This is a genomic window from Sulfitobacter sp. W074, assembly GCF_025142275.1.
GTDB classification, from domain to species: Bacteria; Pseudomonadota; Alphaproteobacteria; order Rhodobacterales; family Rhodobacteraceae; genus Sulfitobacter; species Sulfitobacter profundi.
This window is the reverse complement of sequence record NZ_CP081130.1, coordinates 1748766-1769474: the sequence shown is the minus strand read 5'-3', so window position 1 is coordinate 1769474 and position 20709 is coordinate 1748766. Positions and strand designations below refer to the sequence as shown.

Genomic DNA, 20709 nt, shown 5'->3' with positions numbered 1-20709 from the left:
AACGAGGGACCGTGTCATGGCCAAAAAAGGCTTCAGCTTTTCGAAAACCGCCGTCTGGGCCTTGATGGCCCTTTTGATCTTGGGTCTTGGCGGCTTTGGTGCGATCAACCTCAGCGGCAATCTGCGCAGCATCGGCAGTGTCGGGGACAAGTCGATCTCGGTCGATCAATACGCCCGCCAATTGCAGCAGGAAATCCGCGCGATTGAAGCACAAACCGGCGAGAGCCTGTCCTTTGCCCGCGCCCAAGAAATGGGTCTGGACCGCGCCGTTCTGCAACGGATCGTCCGCAACCGCGCGCTGGATCACGAAGCCGACGAAATGGGCCTCTCTATCGGCGATGCCACCCTGCGCGACGAGATCGTGGCCATTTCGGCGTTCCAAGGGATCGATGGCAACTTCGACCGCGAAGGCTATCGTTTCGCCCTTCAGCAAAGCGGCATGAGCGAGGCCGAGTTCGAGCGTTCGATCCGCGAAGAGGCCGCGCGCGGCCTGTTGCAGCGTGCGGTTCTGGGCGGCGTCTCAATGCCTGACACCTACGCCCGCACGCTGGTTGACTACGTTGCCGAACAGCGCAGCTTCACTTGGGCCCGGCTGAGCGCGGATGACCTCGACACGCCCGTGGCCGCGCCGACAGAAGAAGAGCTTCAGGCCTATTACGACGCCAACACCGATGACTTCATGCTGCCCGCCAGCAAAGGCATCACCTACGCATGGCTCCGCCCCGAAGACCTGCTGGACGAGGTAGAGGTGCCCGAAGAAGAGCTGCGCGCCGAATATGACGCCCGCAGCGATGAATACGACCAGCCCGAGCGTCGCTTGGTCGAGCGTCTGGTCTTTGCCAACGAAGAGGCCGCCACGCAGGCCGCAGCAGCGCTCGAAGTTGACGGCACCACCTTTGAGGCGCTGGTCGAAGAGCGCGGCTTGGCTCTGGCGGATGTGGATATGGGCGACGTGGCCAAATCCGATCTCGACGCCGCAGGTGACGCGGTGTTTGGAGCGCAAAGCGGCGACATCGTTGGCCCTCTACCCACTTCGCTTGGGCCGGCCCTCTTCCGCGTGAACGCGGTTCTGCCTGCGCAGAACGTACCTTTCGAAGAGGCCCGTGAGGTGTTGGAAGAAACCCTCGCCATTTCCCGCGCGACCCGCGCTGTCGAAGCCCGCGCACAGGAAATCGACGACCGCCTCGCCGGAGGGGCCACGCTTGAAGATCTGGTCGAGGAAACCAAAATGGACCTCGGCACCATCGACTGGACCCAAGAAAGCAGCGAGGGCATCGCCGCCTATGGCGCCTTCCGTGAAGCCGCAGCAAGCCTGAGCGCGGATGCCTTCCCGCAGATCGACCAGTTGGAAGACGGCGGCGTTTTCGCCATGCGCCTTGATGAGACCAAGCCAGAGCGCCCCGAACCTTTCGAGCAGGCCCGCGATGCGGTTGAGACCGCGTGGCGCAATGCCCAGATCGTGGAGGCGCTGACCGCCAAGGCCGAGAGCCTGACCGGCACATTGGCCGAAGCGGACGGTTTTGAGGCCGCCGGTCTCACGCCGCAGCTTGGCGAAGGCCTGACCCGCAGTTCCTATGTCGACGGCACGCCCGACGATTTCATGGATCAGGTCTTTGACCTCGACGAGGGTGGCGTCGCGGTCCTGCCCGCAGGGGACAGCGTCGTGGTTCTGCGCCTTGATGCCGTGACCCCCGCGGGCGAAGACGACCAGACCCAAGCGCTGATGACCCGTCTGTCACAGCAGTTGGATCAGGCGCTGGCCCAAGGTCTTTTCGATATCTACAGCAATGCAGTGATGCGCGATGCCGATCCCCAGATCGACCAGCGCGCGGTCAGTGCTGTGCATGTGAACTTTCCCTGATAGGCAAATTTGATGGCCCTGACCCCGGATTTCGACACTTTCGCCCGCGCCTATGAAGCGGGCGAAAACCAGATCGTCTACACCCGCCTTGCCGCCGACCTCGACACGCCGGTGTCGCTTATGCTCAAACTGACGGGCGCGGCGGAGAATGCCTTTGTGCTGGAGTCTGTCACAGGCGGTGACGTGCGCGGACGCTATTCCATCATCGGCATGAAGCCCGACCTGATCTGGCGTTGCCGGGGTGAGACCGCAGCACTGAACCGTGCGGCGCGCTATGATGCGGATGCCTTTGAGGACATGCCCGGCGATCCGCTGGACCGTCTCCGCGATGTCATCGCGGAATCGCGCATCACCCTGCCCGATGATCTGCCCCAAGCCGCCGCCGGTCTCTTTGGCTATCTCGGCTATGATATGATCCGGCTGGTCGAACATCTGCCCAATGTGAACCCCGACCCTCTGGGCCTGCCTGATGCGGTGATGATGCGCCCCTCGGTCGTGGCCGTGCTGGATGGGGTGAAGGGCGAAGTCACCATCGTCTCCCCCGCTTGGGTGTCCGAGGGCCAGACGGCGCGCGCCGCCTATGCCCAAGCCGCCGAGCGGGTGATGGACGCGGTGCGTGATCTGGAACGCGCCATGCCGCAGACCTCCCGCGATTTGGGAGAGGCCGAAGACGCGCCGGAGTCCGTGAGCAATTTCACCCACGACGGGTACAAGGCCGCCGTCGAAAAGGCGCGCGATTACATCAAGGCGGGCGATATCTTTCAGGTGGTGCCAAGCCAGCGTTGGGCTCAAGGGTTTACCCAAGCCCCCTTCGCACTTTACCGCAGCCTGCGGCGCACCAACCCCTCGCCCTTCATGTTCTATTTCAACTTCGGCGGCTTCCATGTGGTCGGCGCAAGCCCAGAGATCCTCGTGCGGGTCTTTGGCAACGAAGTCACCATTCGCCCCATCGCCGGCACCCGCAAACGCGGTGCCACGCCGGAGGAAGACCGCGCGCTAGAGGCCGATCTGCTAAGCGATCCAAAAGAACTGGCCGAACACCTGATGCTGCTTGATCTGGGCCGCAACGATGTGGGCCGGGTCGCCAAGATCGGCACCGTGCGCCCCACCGAAGAGTTCATCGTCGAACGCTACAGCCATGTCATGCACATCGTCTCCAACGTGGTCGGAGAGTTGAAGGAGGGCAAAGATGCGCTTGATGCCTTCTTTGCCGGGATGCCCGCAGGCACCGTCTCGGGCGCGCCCAAGGTCCGCGCGATGGAGATCATCGACGAGTTGGAACCCGAAAAGCGTGGCGTTTACGGCGGCGGCGTGGGCTATTTCAGCGCGGGCGGCGACATGGATATGTGCATCGCCCTGCGCACGGCAGTGGTGAAAGACGAAACGCTCTACATCCAAGCCGGTGGCGGCGTTGTCTATGACAGCGATCCAGAGGCCGAGTTCATGGAGACGGTGCATAAATCCGGCGCGATCCGCCGTGCCGCAGCCGATGCGGCGCGCTTTGGCGGTAAAGGAAACAGCTGACCATGCCAAACCGGGCCCCCTTTCAGATTGCGGGGCATTCCGTTGCCCCCGGCAGCAGCCTTGCGGTTGACCTGCCCGTTTCGATCCTGCCGGATCACACGCCGGTGCATCTGTCGCTTGAGATCTATCACGGCAAACGCCCGGGGCCGACGATGTTCGTCTCGGCTGCCGTGCATGGGGATGAGGTCATCGGCGTTGAGATCACGCGCCGACTGCTGCGCGCGCCGCAGCTCTCCGCCCTACGGGGTACGCTGATCGTGGTGCCAGTGGTGAACTCCTTTGGGTTTCTCAACCGCTCACGCTATCTGCCGGACCGGCGCGATCTGAACCGCTGTTTCCCCGGCTCGCCTTCGGGCAGCCTTGGCGCGCGGCTGGCGCATATTTTCCTGCAAGAGGTGGTGCTGCGCTGCGACTTTGGTGTCGATCTGCATTCGGCGGCGATCCACCGCACGAACCTGCCGCAGGTGCGTGTTTCGCCCGCGGACAAGGTGACGCATAAGATGGCGATGGATTTCGGCGCCCCGGTGGTGCTGACCTCGCCGCTGCGCGATGGGTCGTTGCGCGCGGTTGCGGCGCGCGAAGGCACGCCGATTCTGCTTTATGAAGCGGGCGAAGGGCTGCGCTTTGACGAGATGGCCGTGCGTGCCGGGCTCGCAGGCATCCTGCGGGTCATGCGCGGACAAGACATGCTGCCCGCCAAGGGCATCGCCAGCGCCCGCAGCGCGCCCTATATCTGCACCGCCTCGCATTGGCTTCGTGCCCCTGCGGGCGGCCTGCTGCGCACCTTCCGTGCCGAAGGTGAGACGGTGGCCGAAGGCGATCTGCTTGCCATCGTGTCGGACCCCTTTGGCAAAGAAGAGGCCGAACTGCTGGCCGATGCGCCGGGCATTCTTATTGGGCGTGCCATTCTGCCGATCGTCAACGAAGGCGACGCGGTCTTTCACCTCGCCAAGCTCAGCCCCCGCGCGGCAGAGGCGACGGTGGATGAACTGGTCAATCAGTTGGAAGAAGACCCGCTTTTCGACGAAGACGAGATCATCTAATTCAGGGCCATACCCTGCGCGGGGTCACTCCTCGCGCAGCAAGACTGCCGAGATCGGGACCAAGGCCACATCGCTGGCCCGGTCCTGCAGGCCCCAAAGCAGCAGCGCCGAGACGGTATCGGGCCGCAGACGGCCCAGCATGATCACCGCCCCCTCTTGCCCGGCCTTGAACGCCGCTTGATCGAGGAAGCGGCGGATCACCCGTGCGGTCTGGTCCTTGCTGTCGAAATCGCGAAACACCGGATCCGCAGGCACCCCGGCCTTCCGCGCCAGTTTCGGCATGGTGTTGAGCCCTTTGTCCTGCGTCACCAGCCCGTGGCCGGACTGCGCAAGGATATCCGTCACTTGATCGGCCAGCGCCCGGCTGCCTTGAAAGCCGCTCTGGGTCCCTTCCAGCACACCGACCACGGGCCCGATCCGGTCGAGCGTGGCGGCAAAGGCGGTCTCGGCGTCGCTTGGCTGTGCGCCCTGCGGCAGATCGACCAGCGCCAAGACCTCAAACCCGGCCTCGCGATAGGTTTCCACCCGTTCCGCCGCGTCCGAGAGGCCGCTGTCGACCGCAAAGCTCAGCGGATAGGGAAAACTGCGCAGCGCGGCCAGCCCGGCGCTGCCCGCGGTGACCGACGTGCCATCGTCGATCAACACCACGCTCATAAGCGGTTTGCCCTCGGGCAGGTCTCCGGCAAGGCTGTTGACCACCACGGGGCGCGGATCGTCGTTCACAATCTCGTCAGCCTCGGCGGGCTCTGCCGCGGGTGTCGCACCGGGGCGGTTGATCACCACCCCCGTATCACGGTCTGACAAAGTGACTGCGGGTGTGCCGATGATCGGTCGGCCATCGCTCTCCGTATCGGCGGGTTCAGGCGTCGCTTCCGCAGATTGCGGCTCTTCCACCGGCGCGGGGGCGTCTGCTGCGGTGGATTGAGGAGCAGCCTCGGGTGTAGGCGCATCTTCCTCGGCATCAACGACAGGCGGAGTTTCGACGATATCGCTCTCCGGTGCCGGTTCCGGCACCGCATCCTCTTCAACGGCAATCTCTTCCGCTGGCAGGGTGATCGCCTCGTCCTCCTCGACCTCCGGCGCTTCCATGCCTTGCGGCGCGTCAAACGCCCCTTCGATATCTGCCACATCCGGCGCAGGCGGCTGCGCGGGTTCGGTGCTGATCGAAAGCTCGTCGGCGGCCTGCGGTGCATCGGGGGCCACGGCCTGCGGATTGGGCAACACCGGTTCTTCCGCGCCCGGAGACATCGGGGTTTGCCCCTCTGGTGCCGCGGGGGTGCTGAGCCCCTCTGCGCTGCCGGTCTCTGGCAGGCTGGCCGACGTCTGCGTGTCGGGGTCAAGCGCGGCTAGGCTGTCTTGCTCAGGCACATCGGCACGCGGCGCGGGAGCATTCAACACAGGCGCAGAATCGCGGCTGCGCCCCTGCTCACCTGCATCGGTCACATTGATCCGCGCCGGGGCGGGACCAGAGCCGGGCGCATCACCCACCTGCGGCGGCAAGGGCAAGGGCATCATCAAAGACACTGCACCGGCCACACCGATGCACGTCACACCCCCCCAAATCAGCCCGCTCAGAACTCCGCGTGCCATCTGCGCTACTCCTGCTGTCTGCGCCATGGCCAGAAAGCCCGGCGTTCCCCTCAATTGGCTTGCCCCAAACTCTTGACGATGGGGTTCAAGCCTGAACATGTATGCCAAAACCTATACCGCGCTCCGGCGCGGTTTCTCCAGTCCTAATACAAAGAAATGCCTGCCTGTGCTGCTGCTCATCGATAACTACGACAGCTTTACCTATAACTTGGTCCACTATCTGGGCAGCCTCGGGGCGGATGTGCAGGTGCACCGCAACGACGCGCTCAGCGTGGACGAAGCGATGGCCATGAACCCCGCCGGTATCTTGCTGTCCCCCGGCCCCTGTGACCCTGACCAAGCGGGGATATGCCTAGAGCTAACCCATGCCGCTGCCGAAGCGCGGGTGCCGCTCTTGGGCGTCTGCCTTGGCCATCAGACCCTTGGCCAAGCCTTTGGCGGCAAGGTCGTGCGTGCGGATGACATCGTGCACGGCAAGCTGGGCCAGATGCAACATGAGGGGCGCGGTGTCTTTGCCGGGCTGCCCTCGCCCTTTGGGGCCACGCGCTATCACTCGCTGGTGGTGGAACGCGCAAGCCTGCCGGAGTGTCTTGAGATCACCGCAGCACTCGAAGACGGCACGATCATGGGCCTGCAACACCGCGACCTGCCGTTGCACGGCGTGCAATTCCATCCAGAATCGATCCGGTCCGAGCATGGTCACGCCCTGCTGCAAAACTTCCTGAATGAGATGAAGGTCCCGGCATGAGTAGCGCGTTGAAACCCTTGCTTGACGCCGCTGCCAACGGGCCGCTCACCTCGGAACAGGCCGTGGAGGCCTTTGAAATCCTCTTCGAAGGCGAAGCCACGCCAAGCCAGATCGGTGGCTTTCTCATGGCCCTGCGCACGCGCGGCGAAACGGTCACCGAATATGCCGCCGCCGCAAAGGTCATGCGCAGCAAATGCAACGCCGTGCGCGCGCCCGAAGGGGCAATCGACATCGTCGGCACGGGCGGCGATGGCAAGGGGACGCTGAACATCTCGACCGCCGCCGCGTTTGTGGCCGCAGGCGCAGGCGCGGTCGTAGCAAAACATGGCAACCGCAACCTTAGCTCGAAATCCGGCGCTTCCGACGCGCTGTCGCAGCTTGGCATTAACGTCATGGTCGGCCCTGCGGTGGTCGAGCGTGAATTGGCCGAGGCGGGCATCGGTTTCATGATGGCCCCCATGCATCACCCCGCCGTCGCCCATGTTATGCCCACAAGGTCCGAGCTTGGCACCCGCACGATCTTTAACATCCTCGGCCCGCTCACCAATCCCGCAGGCGTCAAACGCCAGCTTACCGGTGCCTACAGCCGCGATCTGATTGAACCGATGGCGCTGACGCTAAAACAACTCGGCTCTGAAAAAGCGTGGCTCGTGCACGGGTCCGACGGCACGGATGAGCTGACCATCACCGGTGTAAGCTGGGTCGCCGCACTGGAAGACGGCGTGGTTAACTTGCGCGAATTGCACCCCGAAGACGCGGGCCTGCCGGTCCATCCGTTTGAGGCCATCGCCGGGGGTGAACCTGCCGAGAACACCAAACATTTCAAAGCTTTGTTAGACGGCGCTCCATCAGGTTACCGCGACGCTGTGTTGCTCAACGCGGCCTCCGCCTTGGTCGTAGCGGATGTGGCCCCCGATTTGAAAACCGGCGTTGAAATGGCCCGTGAAAGCATCGACAGCGGCGCAGCGCGTGACCGGATCGAAAAAGTGGCGCAGATCAGCCAGTCGAAATGACACCGCCAAGCCTCAGCGCGCTTGGCGATTGGGCCGAACTACCCTTTTTCGCTGCGGACTGGCCGCGCATCGCCCAACGGCTAGCTGCCGAGCCGCGTGAGATTTTGCCGCCCGCTCCCAAGATATTCGCAGCACTTGAACACCTTCAGCCCGCAGCGGTAGAGGTGGTGATCCTCGGCCAAGACCCCTATCCCACACCCGGCCATGCGCACGGCTATGCCTTCTCAGCCGAGCCTCACGTGCGCCCGATACCACGATCTCTGGCCAATATCTTCAAAGAGTTACACGGCGATCTTGGCGCACCGCCTGAAGATCCAGATCTGCGGTTCTGGGCCGATCAAGGTGTCCTGTTGTTGAACAACGTCCTAACCGTTCCGGCAGGCTGTGCGAATGGACATGCGAAACTTGGCTGGCAAACGCTGACCGCTCAGGTGCTGGCCCGCCTCTCAGATCGCCCCCGCGCCTATCTGCTTTGGGGCGCACATGCGCAGAAGGCCGCGGCGCAAGTTGACCCGGTGCAAAACCTCAAGATCGAGACACCGCACCCATCGCCGCTTTCCGCCCGGCGCGGCTTCTTTGGATCGCGCCCCTTCAGCCGGGTGAATGACTGGTTGCAGGGCCAAGGCAAGCCCGGCATACATTGGACAAAGCCGTGAGGATGCCATGACCGCCACTATTCTGGAAAAAATCAAAGCCTATAAGCTGGAAGAAATCGCCGCTGCCAAGGCCGAAAAGTCGCAGGCTGACATGGAGGCCGCCGCCCGTGCAGCACCGCCCGTGCGCCCCTTTGCGCAGCGCCTGCACGAAGCCTCCCGCGAGGGCTATGGCCTGATTGCCGAGATCAAGAAAGCCAGCCCGTCGAAAGGGCTGATCCGGGAAGATTTCGAACCCGCCGACCTTGCCCGCGCCTATGCGGCAGGCGGCGCCACCTGCCTATCGGTTTTGACCGATACGCCCAGTTTTCAAGGCGCGAAAGAGTTCTTGGTCGAGGCTCGCGCGGCCTGCGATCTTCCGGTGCTGCGCAAGGATTTCCTTTACGACCCCTATCAAGTCGCCGAAGCGCGAAGCCTTGGTGCGGATTGCATTCTGATCATCATGGCCTCTGTTTCTGATGCGCAGGCCGCCGAGTTGGAGCAAGCCGCGCAGGACTGGGGCATGGATGCGCTGATCGAAGTGCATGACGCCGCAGAACTGGCCCGTGCCGAAAAGCTTACGAGCCGGATGATTGGGATCAATAACCGCAATCTCAATACCTTCGAGACCTCTCTTGATGTGACACGTCAACTCTCGGAAGCGGTGCCGCCCGATCGGATGCTGGTCTGTGAATCCGGCCTCTACACCCCTGCGGACCTCGCCGATATGGCGGTTTATGGCGCGCGCTGTTTCTTGATCGGCGAAAGCCTCATGCGGCAAGAAGATGTTGAACAGGCCACCCGCGATCTACTGGCCAGCCCCCTCATCCCGGGAGGCATGTAATGGCGCTAACGCATTTCGACGCCGAGGGTGACGCGCATATGGTCGATGTCTCGGACAAGGCCGTCACCTCTCGCGTGGCCAGAGCCGAAAGCTACATCAAGATGGCACCCGAAACGCTTGAAATTATTACCGAAGGGCGGGCCAAGAAAGGTGACGTTCTAGGCGTCGCAAGGCTTGCCGGGATCATGGCGGCCAAGCGTACGGCGGATCTGATCCCGCTTTGTCACCCATTGCCGATCACGAAAGTCAGCGTTGATCTAACGCCCGACGCCACCCTCCCGGGCATCCGGATCTCGGCCACCGTCAAGACCACCGGTCAAACGGGCGTAGAGATGGAAGCCCTCACTGCCGCCTCTGTCACCGCGCTCACGGTCTATGACATGGCGAAAGCGGTAGATAAGGCGATGGAAATTGGCGGCACGCGGGTCACATTGAAAGACGGTGGCAAATCAGGCCGTTATGAGGCGACATGATCAGCGTTGAAGCGGCAATGGCGGGTGTTTTAGACCTCGTCACCCCGCTAAAACCCGAAGAAATCGCTCTGCGGGCCGCAAATGGCCGCGTCTTGTCACAACCCGTGATGGCGCAGCGCAGCCAACCGCCCTTTGCCGCGTCCTCTATGGACGGCTACGCACTGCGCCGGGCTGAGGTCGAGCCGGACGCGATGTTCAAGGTGGTCGGCGAGGCTGCGGCGGGCCATGGCTACGCAGGTACGCTCCGCGCCGGGCAAGCCATCCGCATCTTCACAGGCGCACCGATCCCCGATGGGGCCGATTTCGTGGTGATCCAAGAGGATGTCACCCGGCGCGGCAACCTTATCACCCTTGGCCACCGCATTGATGACAAAGACAATATCCGCCCCGCGGGGGGAGATTTTACCCAAGGCGAAGAGCTCACCGCCCCGCGCATTCTGCGCCCTGCAGACGTGGCGTTGCTCGCCGCGATGAACGTCGCGAAAGTGCCCGTCACGCGCAAACCCGTCATCGCGATCCTCGCCACAGGGGATGAATTAGTGCAACCCGGCGAGAGCCCCGGCCCTGACCAGATCATCGCCTCCAACAGCTACGGCCTTGCCGCGATGTTCGAGGATGCAGGCGCCGAGGTGCGTATGCTGCCCATCGCGCGCGACACTGCGGCCTCGCTCAAACAAGCTTTCGCCTTGGCCCGCGGCGCGGACCTTATTGTCACGATCGGCGGCGCTTCGGTAGGCGATCACGACCTAATTGCGCCGGTCGCGGCAGAGCTCGGCATGGAGCAGGCTTTTTACAAAGTCGCCATGCGCCCGGGCAAGCCCCTGATGGCAGGCAAAATCGGAGCCTCAGCAATGATCGGGCTGCCGGGAAACCCAGTCTCAGCAATGGTTTGCGGGGCGGTCTTCGTGTTGCCGATGCTGCGGCGGATGTTGGGGTTGCAAGACGTACAAGCCCCCCTGCGCGATGCGCCCCTCGGGCGCGGCATTGGCCCAAATGGACCGCGAGCGCACTATATGCGAGCTCAGCTTCGCGATGGAGCGCTTTATCCGGATGATCGTCAGGATTCATCCCTTCTGTCCGTCTTGGCACAGGCGGATGCTTTGATGGTTCGTCCGCCCGCGGATCCAGCAAGGAATGCCGGGGATATACAGCAGTACATTTTGATTTAACGCCCGCAGCGGTTGACACAAAACAAGAACATCCGTAGAACAAAAGCAATAAAAGCTTCAGGGGCCGTGCAATGCTGACCAAAAAACAACTCGATTTGCTTTCTTTCATTCACCAGCGCGTGCAGCGCGACGGCGTCCCGCCGAGTTTTGATGAGATGAAATTGGCACTCGATCTGCGATCGAAGTCTGGCATTCACCGTTTGATCACGGCACTAGAAGAACGCGGATTTATCCGGCGCCTTGCCCATCGTGCCCGCGCAATCGAAGTGGTCAAACTTCCTGAAAGCCTCGGCGGTGCGCCCGGTTTTGCCCCGCGCGTGATTGACGGGGATCGCCCCGACACCCCGCCGCCGCCCGCAGCACAATCGGTCACGGCGCAGCACGCCTTTGATGTGCCGGTCATGGGCCGGATTGCTGCCGGTGTTCCGATTGAGGCGATTTCACAAGTCTCGCACAGCGTTACGGTTCCCGGTGGAATGATCGCCGGTCAAAGCGAGCATTACGCGCTTGAGGTACGGGGCGACTCGATGATTGAGGCGGGCATTAACGATGGCGACATCGTAGTGATCCGCGAGACATCTGTGGCCGACAACGGTGATATCGTGGTCGCGCTGGTCGAGGATCAAGAGGCGACGCTGAAACGTTTCCGTAGGCAGGGGTCTTCGGTCGCGTTGGAAGCGGCGAACGCGGCCTATGAAACCCGCGTACTGCCCTCGGACAAGGTTAAGGTTCAGGGCCGACTGGTGGGGTTGATCCGCACCTACTGACGCTTTGGCCTGCTGTTCCACAAACGCAGGCCGGCACGGTCCCTCGCCGTGGTGATCTGCCAACCGTGGGATGATTTGGTTAGCGCCAGGGCGCCGGTTTCACGTAGGCGAACAGGATCATAGATCGGGCAGCCCCAAGTCTCGGCTGCCTTTATCTCGACAGATGCCACCACGATATCTTCCGGCTGACAGCCGGTAAATGCGGCGACCGCCCGTTTTCCTGAAAGGTGGATAATTCTATCCTCTTGCGCGGCCCACCTTTGAGCGGCCATGGCCTGATCAACGCCGTCGCCGTCATTTTCCAACCAATTGCGGGCAACAAATCCAGCGCCCCTCTCTTTGCTGAGCGCCCTGCCCGCCGGGGTCATTACACCCACCAACGTCCCAGTATCAGCGACAAGCACATCGGGGCGCGTGGCCCCCTGCCAAACAGCGAAGGACAGCAGCATCGCGGGCGCGCCCAACCAGCGCATGCGGCCTTGCCACAAGATGAGCCATAGAAATCCAAGCGACAGAAGCGGCAGCACCCATCCCACCGGCCCCGGCACGAAACTGCGCGCGCCGGGCAGATGCGCCACCAGATCCGCGACCGATAGTATCCACCTCAGGCCGAGCCCCATGGCCCAAAGCGGAAGCCCCTCGCCCCCGACGGGCGCAAGGATGGCGGCCAGCACGGCGGCGGGAATGACCAAGACGCCCATCAACGGGACCGAAAGCAGGTTTGCGACCAGCCCGTAATGGGCGACCGTGTTAAAATGCGCGGCGGAGATTGGCGCGGTGGCGAAACCCGCAACGGCCGAAGAGATCACGACAGCAGCGACCGGGCGCAGGCGCTTGGGGATGACCTCACCTTCGAAGTCGCGCATCCAGCCAAAGACTGCGACAAGCGCAGTGGTCGCGGCGAATGACATCTGGAAGCCCGGCCCCATCAGCGCCTCGGGGCGCAGGATCAGCACGATGATCCCCGCCGCGGCGACGGCCCGCAACGAAATCGCCCGCCGCCCGATCATCAGCGCGCACAAGGCAACGGCGCACATAATATAGGCCCGCTCGGTCGCGACATTTCCGCCCGAGAGCGCGAGATAGCCGGTGGCGGCGATAAGCGCAGCTGCCGCCGCGATGCTGCGGCTGGGCCAGCCTGTGGCCGAGACCGGATGCAGAGCAAGGATCAACCGCGCCGCGCCAAAGACGACCGCGCTGAGCAGCCCCATGTGCAGCCCCGAGATCGCCAATAGATGCGCCAGATTGCTGCTGCGCAGGTTTTGTAGCGCGGCTTGCGAAATGGCGCTGCGGTCGCCGGTGGTGATGGCGGCGGCAAAACCGCCGATGTCACCGGGCAGATGCGCGCGCACCCGTGCCGATGCGGCCATGCGCAGCCGAAACAGGGCCAGACCGGGGTCCCTTTCGGCTGGTTCTGCGATCCCCAATAGCGGCACCCGGGCATAACCGACCGCCCCCAGCCCCGCGAACCAAGCGTGGCGCTGAAAATCAAATCCGCCGGGCTCAACCGGGCCCGCGGGCGGCGACAGATGCGCGGTGGTCATCACCTGCATGCCCGGCTTGGGCGCAACCGCGCCGGGGAGTTTCGAGTGGAGCGAGACCCGGACCCGGCTCGGCGTACGCGCGGGCGGCACCCGCTCCAACCGGACCTGATCAAGCGTGATACGCGGCGCATCCGATTGGCTGCGGTCAAGCGCCACGACGCGCCCTTCGACAGCGCCGTAGTAACGCCAGCCGAGCACGGGGGCGCTTATCGAATGCGCCCGAAACGCCGCGAGGAGCAATCCCAGCAGAACCAGGGCCAAACCGACCGCGAAGGGTGCGGTAACCTCAGGCAATGCCCGCGCCACAACCGCCAACGCGGCGACGGCGAGTGCGGTGGCCCAAAGCAATGGTATCGAAGGCTCCGCCGCCAGCGAAAAATACCATCCGATCCCCAAGGCGAGACAGACCGGCACCCAGCCGAACAGATGCCCCCGCTGGCGCAGCATCACGGTGCTGAACTGGTTCCAAAGGCCCATGCTTGCCCCCGCGGATCGCACTGGGTAGACAGACGTCAAATCCTAGGACCGGTAGGGTTACCAAACGGTAAACGCCGCTCCGAGCACAATATCTCTGACCGAAAGGCCCACCGCCATGAACGCCCCTGTTGTGACCCGTTTCGCCCCGTCTCCTACCGGGTTCTTGCACATCGGCGGGGCGCGTACCGCCCTGTTTAATTGGCTCTATGCCCGTGGTCGGGGCGGCAAATTCCTGCTGCGCATTGAAGACACCGACCGCGCGCGGTCCACCCCAGAGGCGACGAAAGCGATTCTCGCCGGCATGTCTTGGCTGGGCCTAGATCACGACGGCGAAATCGTCAGCCAGTTCGAAAACGCCCCCCGCCATGCCGAAGTCGCACATGAGCTTCTTGCGGCGGGCAAAGCCTATAAATGCTTCGCCAGCCAAGAAGAAATCACCGCATTCCGCGAGGCCGCACGCGCCGAGGGACGCAGCACGCTCTACCGCTCGCCCTGGCGCGACGCCGATCCGGCAAGCCACCCCGACGCGCCCTACGTGATCCGCATCAAGGCCCCGCTGGAAGGTACTACCGTGATCCGCGATCAGGTTCAGGGGGATGTGACCATCCGCAACGATCAGCTTGACGATATGATCCTGCTGCGCTCGGACGGTACACCGGTTTATATGCTCGCCGTGGTGGTGGACGATCACGATATGGGCGTGACCCATGTGGTGCGCGGCGACGATCACCTCAACAATGCCGCCCGCCAGATGATGATCTATGAGGCGATGGGTTGGGACGTGCCGGTCTGGGCGCATATCCCGCTGATCCACGGCGCGGACGGCAAGAAGCTGTCGAAACGTCACGGGGCCTTGGGGGCGCAGGAATATCAGGTAATGGGCTACCCGGCAGCGGGGATGCGCAACTACCTTGCCCGGCTGGGCTGGAGCCACGGGGATGATGAATTCTTTACCGACGCACAGGCCCAAGAGTGGTTCGACCTTGACGGCATCCGCAAAAGCCCCGCGCAATTCGACCTGAAAAAGCTCGAAAATCTTTGCGGCCAGCATATCGCGCAGGCCGATGATGCCGCGCTGCGGCGCGAAATCGAAGCCTATCTGGAGGCCGCAGGTCAGCCTGCCCTTACGGCACCCCAAGCCAAGGGTTTGGAGCGCGCGATGTATTGCCTCAAAGATCGCGCGAAGACATTCCCGGAACTGCTTGAAAAATCGACCTTTGTCTTAGCCGAGCGCCCGATCACCCCGGATGAGAAAGCGGCAAAGAACCTCGATACGGTATCCCGTGGCATACTGTCGGAATTGACGCCGCAATTGCAAAATGCTAGCTGGAACAAAGAAACGCTGGAGGAGGTACTGAACGGCTTTGCTGCCGCGCATGACACCAAATTTGGCAAGCTGGCGGGGCCGCTTCGGGCGGCTTTGGCTGGCAGGGCAGTCACCCCATCGGTTTTTGACATGATGTTGGTGCTGGGGCGCGATGAGACCCTTGCCCGACTGACGGACGCCGCGGCCTAAGTTTTGGTTCACCACTTCTTTGGGCGGCAGGTATAACTGAACGGGACAGCCCCATTTGGGGCTAGGCCCAGACGGCGGGGAGCATCTCCGCAGCCTACATTCGGGAAGGGATTTCATGACCAATAACAATAAAACCGCAACGCTGACGATCGACGATCAGAGCTTTGAGCTGCCGATTCACAGCCCCACCGACGGCCCCGATGTTGTCGACATCCGCAAGCTTTACGCTCAGGCGGGTGTCTTTACCTACGACCCGGGTTTCACCTCGACGGCAGCCTGCGACAGCACGATCACCTTTATTGATGGTGACGAGGGCGTGTTGCTGCACCGTGGCTACCCGATCGAGCAATTGGCGAGCAAATCGCATTACCTCGAAGTTTGCTACCTGTTGCTTTACGGTGAACTGCCCTCCCCCAAGGCGCTTGAAGATTTCGAATGTCTGGTGACCAACCACACCATGCTGCACGAGCAGATGATGAACTTCTTCCGTGGGTTCCGTCGCGACGCGCATCCGATGGCAATCATGGTGGGCGTGGTCGGCGCGATGTCGGCCTTCTATCACGACAGCACCGACATCAACGACGAGCATCAGCGCGAAGTCGCGACGATCCGTCTGATTGCCAAGATGCCGACCATCGCGGCGATGGCCTATAAATACACCATCGGCCAACCCTTCGTCTATCCGCGCAACGATCTGGACTATGCCTCGAACTTCCTGCGCATGTGCTTTGCCGTTCCGGCCGAAGACCATGAGGTAAACCCGATCCTGAGCCGCGCGATGGACCGGATCTTTACCCTCCACGCGGACCATGAGCAGAACGCCTCGACCTCAACCGTGCGTCTGGCGTCTTCTTCCGGCGCGAACCCCTTCGCTTGTATCGCCGCCGGCATCGCCTGCCTTTGGGGTCCGGCACATGGTGGTGCGAACCAAGCCTGCTTGGAAATGCTCAAGGAAATCGGCACGCCCGATCGCATTCCTGAGTTCATCGCCCGCGCCAAGGACAAGAACGATCCCTTCCGCCTGATGGGCTTTGGCCACCGCGTTTACAAAAACCACGACCCGCGCGCGACCGTGATGAAGGAAAGCGCCGACGAGGTTCTGGAGCTGATGGGTGTTGAAAACAACCCGATCCTTCAGGTCGCCAAGGAACTTGAAAAAGCGGCATTGGAAGATCCGTATTTCGCGGAGAAGAAACTGTTCCCCAACGTGGATTTCTATTCCGGCATCATCCTCGAAGCGATGGGCTTCCCCACATCGATGTTCACTCCGATCTTCGCGCTGGCGCGGACCGTGGGCTGGATCTCACAGTGGAAAGAGCAGATCAGCGATCCGCAGCTTAAAATCGGTCGTCCGCGTCAGCTTTACCTTGGTGAAGACAAGCGCGACTACGTCGATATTGAGAACCGCTGAACCAACCGACAGTAACATCGCAAACGCCCCGGATTTCCGGGGCGTTTCGCATTTTGCCCCGGCCCTGCAATCGGTACCCGCGTTGGACGTTGTTGACCCAAGGGCAACAATTGAGATGCGAAGCGGCGTGCGAATACCCCGGCTCCGAATCGCGTAAATCAACGCCACTTCTCGCGACGTATGCAATGGGTCCGAAAAACAGTGAATGTTTCCAAGCGTTTTGCCAGTTGCGAAACACCGAGGCGCAAATTACGGCCAAATTACGGCACTGTTTCGCCTTGCGTGACAATGGCCCAGTCCCGCTTGACGGGAATCCCCCCGGGGCGATACCCTCACATCAAGAGGCCTTTTCGGGGTGGGAAAGGCATCATCGCGGCACTGCATTGAGGGATTTCCCCTCTCGCGGTCCGGCTGGAGTCCGCCCCAAAGGTAGATGACATTTGGCAGCTTAGCAGCCCGCCCGCGACGAAGGAAAGCACGATGACCGGATCAGAACGGACCAAAGGGCTTCGCTGGGACTGCGCAACCGGTCTGACGCCCGCCAAGGCCAGTGAAATCCCCGGCCCTCAGGGTGCACTGGTGCCCGACACGCTGCATGATTGCGATCAGATCGCGGTCGTCTATGACAAGGGCCAGACCCCGCCACGGATCACCATCGCGCAGGTGTCGAACTCCGTACATACGGTTTTGGCGGATGGCGTCGCGGTGGCGGTGGTGGCGCGGGCCAATGGCCCGGCACCTTCGGCAAGCGATGTGCTTTTGGTCGAGCGAAGCTGCTAGCCTTACCGACCCTGAAACTTGGGGCTGCGCTTTTGGGTAAAGGCCGTGACCCCTTCGGCAAAGTCTTGTGACTTTCCGCAGCGGCCCTGCGCTTCGGCCTCGAGCGACAGTTGATCCTCCAACCCATTATCCCAAGACGCGCGGATCGCTTTCTTGGCCTCTGCATAGGCCGCTGTGGGACCGGCGGCCAGTTGCGCGGCCTTGGTGCGCCAATGGGCGTCGAATTCGGCATCCGGTACGGCTTGCCAGATCATGCCCCAATCATCGGCCTGCCGCGCGGTGATCTTATCGGCGAAAAGGGCCGCGCCCATCGCCTTGGCCATGCCCATCTGGCGCGGCAGCGCATAGGTGCCGCCCGCGTCAGGGATCAGGCCAATGCGGGTGAAAGCCTGCATGAAATAAGCGCTCTCACTGGCAAAGACGACATCGGCGGCCAGCGCGATATTCGCCCCCGCCCCCGCCGCCGGACCGTTCACGGCGGCGATGGTCGGCACGGGGCAGTTGATGATGGCGCGCAGCAGCGGGGCATATTCTTCGCGCAGAGTTTTCTCCAGATCGGCGACGCCGCCTGCCCGGTCGGCCAAGTCCTGCCCCGAGCAAAAGGCCTGGCCCGCCCCCGTCAGGACCACGACCCGCGCCGCGCGCCCGCCTTCGGTCACCGCATGTGTCAGCTCCGCCCGCATTTGGGTGGTCAGCGCATTCATCTTGTCGGCGCGGTTCAGCGTGATCAGCGCGACATCATCGGTCAGCGCATAGGTGATCGTTTCATAGTCCATCTTGCTATCCTTGATTGCTTGGCCGCAGCATATCAAAGCAAGTTGCCACTGCCAGTGCAACGGGGCGTCAGCGGTCGAGAATATCGCGCAGGCGGGCTTCTTCCTCGGGCGAGAGTGGGGCCTCGGTCGGGGTTTTGCTGCGCGCACGGCCACGCAGATAGACCACCCCGAGCCCTCCGGCCAACAAAAGCATCAGCGGTCCCGCGCCCCACAGCAGCCAATTGGCCCCCGTGGCCTGCGGGTTCAGCAGGACATATTCACCGTAGCGGTCGACGATGAAATCCACCGCTTCCTCATCGCTGTCGCCGGCCACCAACCGCTCGCGCAGCAGAATTCGCAGATCGCGCGCAAGGCTTGCGTTGCTCTCATCGATGCTTTCGTTACGGCAAACGAGACAGCGCAGACCTTGGCTCAACTCCCGCGCTCGGGCCTCCAATGCGGGATCGTCCAACACCTCGTCAGGCTGAACCGCCCAAAGCGGGCTGGCGAGCAAGGCCAAGATCAGCAGCAGTCGCTTCATTCCGCAGGCACTCCTGCTGGTTGTTTGCGTGCGCCCGCCGCGACACGGAAGCGCCGGTCGCTCAGGCTCAGTACCCCGCCAAGCGCCATCAGCGCACAACCGATCCAAATCCAATTGGTCATCGGTTTGATATAGGTCCGCACAGCCCAACCGCCGCCGTCCTGGGCATCGCCGATCACCACATAGATGTCCCGGGCGAGGTTATAATCGATCGCCGCCTCGGTCGTCGGCATCTGCGCCACGGGGTAGAACCGCTTTTCAGGCCGCAGGGTCGAGATCACATCGCCCTCCTGCGCCAGCGTGATCTCAGCCATAGTGCTGAGGTAGTTCGGCCCCCTGACTTCACTCACGTCGCGGAGGGTCAGCGTGTAGCTGCCCACGTCAAAAGGCTCATCAATCCGGGCCACGCGGATGTCATCCACGGCCCAAGCCATCAGCCCCGCGATCCCGGCCATGGTGATGCCCAGCCCGCCATGCGCCGTGGCCTTGCCCCAATCAGCGCGCGGCAGACGCCGTAGACGGCGCAACTTACCCGGGCCGCGGCCCAAACGCTGCATCACATCCACCGCGGTGCCCATCAGCAGCCATGCCCCAAGGAACATGCCCACAGGCCCCAACAGCCCGCGTCCGGACTGCATGGCAAAGGCCAAGCCCCCAAGCGCCAGCGCCAAGAGGAAGACATAGCGCAGCGGATATAGCGCCCTCATGATCTTGGCCCGTTTCCACGGCATCGCGCTGCCGATCGGCAGGATCAGTCCAAGCGCTACCATGAAGGGAGTAAACGCAGCGTTAAAGAATGGCGGGCCGACACTGAGTTTGCGGTCAAGGAACATCTCGGCCACTAGCGGCCACATGGTGCCCACGAAAACGACGAAACAGGCCACAGCCAGCAGCAGATTGTTCACCACCAAGGCGGTCTCACGGCTCAAAAGGCCAAAGACGCCCTTAGCCTCAAGCGCCGATGCGCGCAGCGAGTAGAGCACCAGCGCCCCGCCGGTGAAAGACCCCAGAATGGCCAGAATAAAGACCCCGCGCTCAGGGTCGTTGGCAAAGGCATGGACGGAGGTCAGCAGACCAGAACGCACGATAAAGGTGCCGATCAGCGAGAAACCGAAAGCAAGGATCGCCAACAGGATGGTCCAGCTTTTCAAGCTCTCGCGTTTTTCCACCACAATCGCCGAATGCAGCAGCGCCGCCGCCAAGAGCCAGGGCATGAAGCTCGCATTCTCGACCGGATCCCAGAACCAGAAACCGCCCCAGCCAAGCTCATAATAGGCCCACCAAGACCCGAGCGCGATGCCGATGGTCAGAAACACCCAAGCCGCCAGTGTCCAAGGCCGCAGCCACCGGCCCCACGCCGCATCCACGCGCCCTTCGATCAGCGCCGCCACGGCAAAGCTGAAGGCCATGCTGAGGCCAACATAGCCGAGATAGAGAAATGGCGGGTGAAAGGCCAAACCGGGGTCTTGCAAGAGCGGGTTCAGGTCTTGGCCATCAAAAGGCGGCGTGCCCATGCGCAAGAAAGGGTTCGAGGTGAAAAGGATGAACGCCAGAAAAGCCACGCCAATCGCGGCTTGGACCGAGAGCACCCGCGCGCGCAGGCGCGGCGGCAGATTGCCGCCAAACCACGCGGCCATGGCACCGAAAAGCGCCACGATCAGCACCCACAGCAGCATCGAGCCTTCGTGGTTGCCCCATGTCCCGCTGATCTTATACAGCATCGGCTTGGCGGAATGGCTGTTGGCCACCACCAGTTGCAGGCTGAAATCCGAGGTGATGAAGGCCCACATCAGCGCGCCAAAGGACAGGGCAATCAGGATGAACTGCGCCGCCGCCGCCGGTTCGGCCATCGCCATCCAAGCAGCACGGCCCCGCCAAGCGCCCCACATCGGCACCACCATCTGTACAAGGGCCACGCCAAAGGCGAGCACAAGCGCGAAATGTCCAAGCTCTGTAATCATGGGTCGGACTATAGGGGGCCTAAGCCCCCTAAGCCATGGCAAATCAAACCTAGGAAACGG

At 62.6% G+C, this 20709-nt stretch carries 18 protein-coding genes; 13 read left to right on the top strand and 5 right to left on the bottom strand.

Translation table 11 applies throughout. The features are described 5' to 3' along the window. Window positions 1-16: 16 nt before the first annotated feature. Genes K3762_RS08705 through K3762_RS08695 form a run of 3 tightly spaced genes read left to right on the top strand, consistent with a single transcriptional unit; the run spans window position 17 to window position 4428 of the window. Window positions 17-1861, top strand: a complete 1845-nt coding sequence (locus tag K3762_RS08705) for a peptidyl-prolyl cis-trans isomerase (protein ID WP_260008936.1) — start codon at window positions 17-19, stop codon at window positions 1859-1861. Between the two features lie 12 nt (window positions 1862-1873). Next, window positions 1874-3385: an anthranilate synthase component I gene (trpE, locus tag K3762_RS08700; RefSeq protein ID WP_260008934.1), complete on the top strand. Its 1512-nt coding sequence runs from the start codon at window positions 1874-1876 to the stop codon at window positions 3383-3385. A 2-nt stretch (window positions 3386-3387) separates the two neighbouring features. Beyond that, on the top strand, window positions 3388-4428 hold the full coding sequence (locus K3762_RS08695; RefSeq protein WP_067935596.1) for a succinylglutamate desuccinylase/aspartoacylase family protein: 1041 nt from the start codon (window positions 3388-3390) through the stop codon (window positions 4426-4428). A 24-nt stretch (window positions 4429-4452) separates the two neighbouring features. Here the strand turns inward: K3762_RS08695 and K3762_RS08690 are convergent, their stop codons facing one another. Next, window positions 4453-6018 (bottom strand): divergent polysaccharide deacetylase family protein, encoded by a 1566-nt coding sequence (locus K3762_RS08690; RefSeq protein WP_260008932.1) that lies wholly within the window; start codon window positions 6016-6018, stop codon window positions 4453-4455. Window positions 6019-6184: 166 nt separating this feature from the next. Between K3762_RS08690 and K3762_RS08685 the strand changes: the two genes are divergently transcribed. The 7 genes from K3762_RS08685 (at window position 6185) to lexA (ending at window position 11664) form a co-directional block, all read left to right on the top strand. Further along, window positions 6185-6766 carry an aminodeoxychorismate/anthranilate synthase component II gene (locus K3762_RS08685; RefSeq protein ID WP_132443498.1) on the top strand — a complete coding sequence of 194 codons (582 nt, stop codon included), beginning with the start codon at window positions 6185-6187 and terminating at the stop codon, window positions 6764-6766. Further along, complete coding sequence (trpD, locus tag K3762_RS08680) at window positions 6763-7779, top strand: anthranilate phosphoribosyltransferase (protein WP_132443499.1); 1017 nt, start codon at window positions 6763-6765, stop codon at window positions 7777-7779. The genes K3762_RS08685 and trpD overlap by 4 nt, the downstream gene beginning before the upstream one ends. Further along, window positions 7776-8435 carry a uracil-DNA glycosylase gene (locus tag K3762_RS08675; protein ID WP_132443500.1) on the top strand — a complete coding sequence of 220 codons (660 nt, stop codon included), beginning with the start codon at window positions 7776-7778 and terminating at the stop codon, window positions 8433-8435. Before trpD ends, K3762_RS08675 begins: the two co-directional genes overlap by 4 nt. 7 nt (window positions 8436-8442) lie before the next feature. Continuing rightward, window positions 8443-9255 (top strand): indole-3-glycerol phosphate synthase TrpC, encoded by an 813-nt coding sequence (gene trpC, locus K3762_RS08670; RefSeq protein WP_120350946.1) that lies wholly within the window; start codon window positions 8443-8445, stop codon window positions 9253-9255. Next, window positions 9255-9728 carry a cyclic pyranopterin monophosphate synthase MoaC gene (moaC, locus tag K3762_RS08665; RefSeq protein WP_067941390.1) on the top strand — a complete coding sequence of 158 codons (474 nt, stop codon included), beginning with the start codon at window positions 9255-9257 and terminating at the stop codon, window positions 9726-9728. Before trpC ends, moaC begins: the two co-directional genes overlap by 1 nt. Continuing rightward, entirely contained in the window at window positions 9725-10897 is a 1173-nt protein-coding gene (gene glp / locus K3762_RS08660; RefSeq protein WP_132443501.1) for a gephyrin-like molybdotransferase Glp, read from the top strand. The genes moaC and glp overlap by 4 nt, the downstream gene beginning before the upstream one ends. 71 nt (window positions 10898-10968) lie before the next feature. After that, window positions 10969-11664 (top strand): transcriptional repressor LexA, encoded by a 696-nt coding sequence (gene lexA / locus K3762_RS08655; protein WP_120350944.1) that lies wholly within the window; start codon window positions 10969-10971, stop codon window positions 11662-11664. Here lexA and K3762_RS08650 read toward each other — a convergent pair. After that, window positions 11658-13685 (bottom strand): ComEC/Rec2 family competence protein, encoded by a 2028-nt coding sequence (locus tag K3762_RS08650; protein WP_132443502.1) that lies wholly within the window; start codon window positions 13683-13685, stop codon window positions 11658-11660. The two genes, lexA and K3762_RS08650, sit on opposite strands and share 7 nt — an antisense overlap. A gap of 115 nt (window positions 13686-13800) precedes the next feature. Here K3762_RS08650 and gltX point away from each other — a divergent pair, with 115 nt between their 5' ends. The 3 genes from gltX to K3762_RS08635 all read left to right on the top strand — a co-directional run bounded on the left by gltX (window position 13801) and on the right by K3762_RS08635 (window position 17392). Then, complete coding sequence (gene gltX / locus K3762_RS08645) at window positions 13801-15201, top strand: glutamate--tRNA ligase (RefSeq protein ID WP_132443503.1); 1401 nt, start codon at window positions 13801-13803, stop codon at window positions 15199-15201. Window positions 15202-15316: 115 nt separating this feature from the next. Continuing rightward, window positions 15317-16612, top strand: coding sequence for a citrate synthase (locus K3762_RS08640; protein WP_067626303.1), 1296 nt, complete (start codon window positions 15317-15319; stop codon window positions 16610-16612). A 480-nt stretch (window positions 16613-17092) separates the two neighbouring features. Further along, on the top strand, window positions 17093-17392 hold the full coding sequence (locus tag K3762_RS08635; protein WP_120350941.1) for a hypothetical protein: 300 nt from the start codon (window positions 17093-17095) through the stop codon (window positions 17390-17392). Window positions 17393-17394: 2 nt separating this feature from the next. Here the strand turns inward: K3762_RS08635 and K3762_RS08630 are convergent, their stop codons facing one another. The 3 genes from K3762_RS08630 to K3762_RS08620 all read right to left on the bottom strand — a co-directional run bounded on the left by K3762_RS08630 (window position 17395) and on the right by K3762_RS08620 (window position 20649). Continuing rightward, entirely contained in the window at window positions 17395-18168 is a 774-nt protein-coding gene (locus K3762_RS08630; RefSeq protein ID WP_260008925.1) for an enoyl-CoA hydratase-related protein, read from the bottom strand. Window positions 18169-18235: 67 nt separating this feature from the next. Beyond that, window positions 18236-18688: a cytochrome c-type biogenesis protein gene (locus tag K3762_RS08625; protein WP_120350939.1), complete on the bottom strand. Its 453-nt coding sequence runs from the start codon at window positions 18686-18688 to the stop codon at window positions 18236-18238. Next, a complete protein-coding gene (locus K3762_RS08620; RefSeq protein WP_260008923.1) occupies window positions 18685-20649 on the bottom strand; it encodes a heme lyase CcmF/NrfE family subunit in 1965 nt (654 codons plus the stop codon). Before K3762_RS08620 ends, K3762_RS08625 begins: the two co-directional genes overlap by 4 nt. Window positions 20650-20709: the final 60 nt, after the last annotated feature.

Excerpts from the sequence above, each read along its gene's own strand:
- trpC (WP_120350946.1), top strand. The coding sequence starts at position 8,443 with ATGACCGCCACTATTCTGGAAAAAATCAAAGCCTATAAGCTGGAAGAA.
- trpE (WP_260008934.1), top strand. The coding sequence starts at position 1,874 with ATGGCCCTGACCCCGGATTTCGACACTTTCGCCCGCGCCTATGAAGCG.
- K3762_RS08650 (WP_132443502.1), bottom strand. The coding sequence starts at position 13,685 with ATGGGCCTTTGGAACCAGTTCAGCACCGTGATGCTGCGCCAGCGGGGG.
- gltX (WP_132443503.1), top strand. The coding sequence starts at position 13,801 with ATGAACGCCCCTGTTGTGACCCGTTTCGCCCCGTCTCCTACCGGGTTC.
- K3762_RS08690 (WP_260008932.1), bottom strand. The coding sequence starts at position 6,018 with ATGGCACGCGGAGTTCTGAGCGGGCTGATTTGGGGGGGTGTGACGTGC.
- trpD (WP_132443499.1), top strand. The coding sequence starts at position 6,763 with ATGAGTAGCGCGTTGAAACCCTTGCTTGACGCCGCTGCCAACGGGCCG.
- K3762_RS08635 (WP_120350941.1), top strand. The coding sequence starts at position 17,093 with ATGACCGGATCAGAACGGACCAAAGGGCTTCGCTGGGACTGCGCAACC.
- K3762_RS08620 (WP_260008923.1), bottom strand. The coding sequence starts at position 20,649 with ATGATTACAGAGCTTGGACATTTCGCGCTTGTGCTCGCCTTTGGCGTG.
- K3762_RS08625 (WP_120350939.1), bottom strand. The coding sequence starts at position 18,688 with ATGAAGCGACTGCTGCTGATCTTGGCCTTGCTCGCCAGCCCGCTTTGG.
- K3762_RS08640 (WP_067626303.1), top strand. The coding sequence starts at position 15,317 with ATGACCAATAACAATAAAACCGCAACGCTGACGATCGACGATCAGAGC.
- K3762_RS08630 (WP_260008925.1), bottom strand. The coding sequence starts at position 18,168 with ATGGACTATGAAACGATCACCTATGCGCTGACCGATGATGTCGCGCTG.
- lexA (WP_120350944.1), top strand. The coding sequence starts at position 10,969 with ATGCTGACCAAAAAACAACTCGATTTGCTTTCTTTCATTCACCAGCGC.
- K3762_RS08675 (WP_132443500.1), top strand. The coding sequence starts at position 7,776 with ATGACACCGCCAAGCCTCAGCGCGCTTGGCGATTGGGCCGAACTACCC.
- glp (WP_132443501.1), top strand. The coding sequence starts at position 9,725 with ATGATCAGCGTTGAAGCGGCAATGGCGGGTGTTTTAGACCTCGTCACC.
- K3762_RS08695 (WP_067935596.1), top strand. The coding sequence starts at position 3,388 with ATGCCAAACCGGGCCCCCTTTCAGATTGCGGGGCATTCCGTTGCCCCC.
- K3762_RS08705 (WP_260008936.1), top strand. The coding sequence starts at position 17 with ATGGCCAAAAAAGGCTTCAGCTTTTCGAAAACCGCCGTCTGGGCCTTG.
- moaC (WP_067941390.1), top strand. The coding sequence starts at position 9,255 with ATGGCGCTAACGCATTTCGACGCCGAGGGTGACGCGCATATGGTCGAT.